This is a genomic window from Caldicellulosiruptor sp. F32 (genome assembly GCF_000404025.1).
Taxonomy (GTDB): domain Bacteria; phylum Bacillota; class Thermoanaerobacteria; order Caldicellulosiruptorales; family Caldicellulosiruptoraceae; genus Caldicellulosiruptor; species Caldicellulosiruptor saccharolyticus.
The window spans coordinates 1-2,042 of sequence record NZ_APGP01000038.1 but is presented as its reverse complement, the minus strand read 5'-3'; the positions used below and the strand labels follow the sequence as shown (position 1 = coordinate 2,042).

General features: G+C 39.2%; 1 protein-coding gene and 1 pseudogene. One reads left to right on the top strand and one right to left on the bottom strand.

The window, feature by feature from the left end; genetic code table 11:
- The first annotated feature begins 104 nt into the window (after window positions 1-104).
- A pseudogene (locus H964_RS04130) lies at window positions 105-1,329 on the top strand (IS256 family transposase).
- Between the two features lie 190 nt (window positions 1,330-1,519).
- On the opposite strand, the gene H964_RS04125 reads toward H964_RS04130, so the two are convergent.
- A partial coding sequence (locus H964_RS04125) for an amidohydrolase (protein ID WP_039764912.1) occupies window positions 1,520-2,042 on the bottom strand: 523 nt, incomplete at its 5' end.

Genomic DNA, 2,042 nt, shown 5'->3' with positions numbered 1-2,042 from the left:
AAGTTAAGTCTATATAATTGTGTAAAAAGGAGTTGAGCCATTCCCCACCCCTGGTTAGAATAGAAATAGAAACGAACCAAAAAATCTAACCGGAGGGATAGGAAATGGCTCAATACAATATTACCATAGATTCTGAAATTTTGCATTATCTTTTTGTAAAAGGAACAAAAGATGAAAAGTTAGCTAAATTATTAGAGTCTGTACTTAATCAAATTTTAGCAGCTCAGGCTACTGAACAAGTTAAAGCTGAACCTTATGAAAGGACAGAAGAAAGACAGGATTATCGTAATGGTTATTATTCAAGAAGTTTAATTACCAGAGTTGGAACTCTCACCTTAAGAGTTCCAAGACTCCGCAATGGCAAATTTACCACTGACCTTTTTAACCGTTACCAGAGAAGTGAGCAGGCCCTTTTGTTGGCACTAATGGAGATGGTGGTTAATGGAGTATCTACCCGAAAAATCGAAGAAATCACTTATGAACTTTGTGGAACTGAATTTTCAAAATCCACAATTTCCGAGCTTTGCAAAAATCTCGATCCTATTATTACAGCGTGGAATTCAAGACCTTTAAGAGAAAAAAGCTTTCCCTTTGTTATAGTTGATGCTAGGTGTAAGAGTAAGAGAAGAGGGACGTGTTCGTCAACGCAGCGTATTAATTGCTGTAGGCATAAATGAAGACGGCTATAGAGAAGTATTAGGCCTTATGATAGGAGACAGTGAATCAGAAGATAGCTGGAGTGAATTCTTTTCATGGCTGAAGCAGAGAGGGCTCCATGGAGTTGATTTGGTAGTTTCCGATCATCATAGTGGACTTGTACAAGCTATTTGTCGACACTTCCAGGGAGCTACGTGGCAAAGGTGCCAAACACATTTTATGAGAAATATCCTTGATAAGACTCCAAAAGCTTTACAAAAAGAATTACATGCCAAACTAAGAGCCATATTTGAAGCACCAGATCCCAGAACAGCGAGAATGCTATTAAATCAAGTATTAGATGAATATAGAGATAAAGCTCCTAAAGCAATGGAGATTTTAGAAGAAGGGTTTGAAGATGCAATAGCGGTTTTAGAACTTCCTGAGCCTTATCGAAGGAGACTTCGCACTACTAATATGTTAGAGCGTCTAAATGAAGAAATTCGTCGTCGTGAAAGAGTTATAAGAATATTCCCAAGTCGAGAATCTGGCATTCGCCTAATAGGAGCATTGTTAATGGAACAAGATGAAAAATGGGCTTCAGGGAGGAAGTATTTAGATATGACTGAGTATTTCGAGTGGCAAAAAGAAATTTCAAAAAAATCGAAAGATAAGGTTATTTCAATAAAATGACCTTTATCACCACCGTTAGTTTTTGATAACTGCTGGAGCCCCATGGTGTCAAGGACGGGCAAAAGCCCGGCGTAGCGTATCCTTGACACCAGGGGGCGGAGGCAGTATAATGAATTGAACGGTGGTAATAAAGAACATTCATATTCTAACCAAAGGAATTTTACACAAAAATTTGGACCTGACCAAGGAATTAAAACACTCTCTTACCTCCAACATAGGTTTCCAAGATTTTTATTCCTTTCAGTTCATTTTCCTCGACTTCAAAGGGATCTCTATCAACGACTATGAAGTCCGCCAGCTTTCTTTCTTCGAGAGTTCCCAGATTGGCCTCTTCGAACATTATGTAGGCAGAACCAAACGTGTAGGCATAGAGAGCTTCTTCTAATGTTAAGCACTCCTCTTTACTGTCTTCATAATAGGGCACATTTTCGTATTTTCCTCTAGTTACCGCCGCATAAACTGTTTCCCATGGGCTAAGGACCTCAACAGGGCAATCGGTTCCAAAGCCAATGCTTACATCATTCTCAAGCATACTCTTAAAAGGATAAATCCACTTAACCCTTTCATCTCCAACCCTGCTCTTTGCCCACCAGTCAGTTATTACAAAGCGTGGCTGTATCGAAGCTACCACTCCAAGTCTTGCTATTCTCTTGATTTGGTCCTTTCTCAAAATCGACGCATGCTCTATCCTGTGCCTTCCATTTTTAATATCT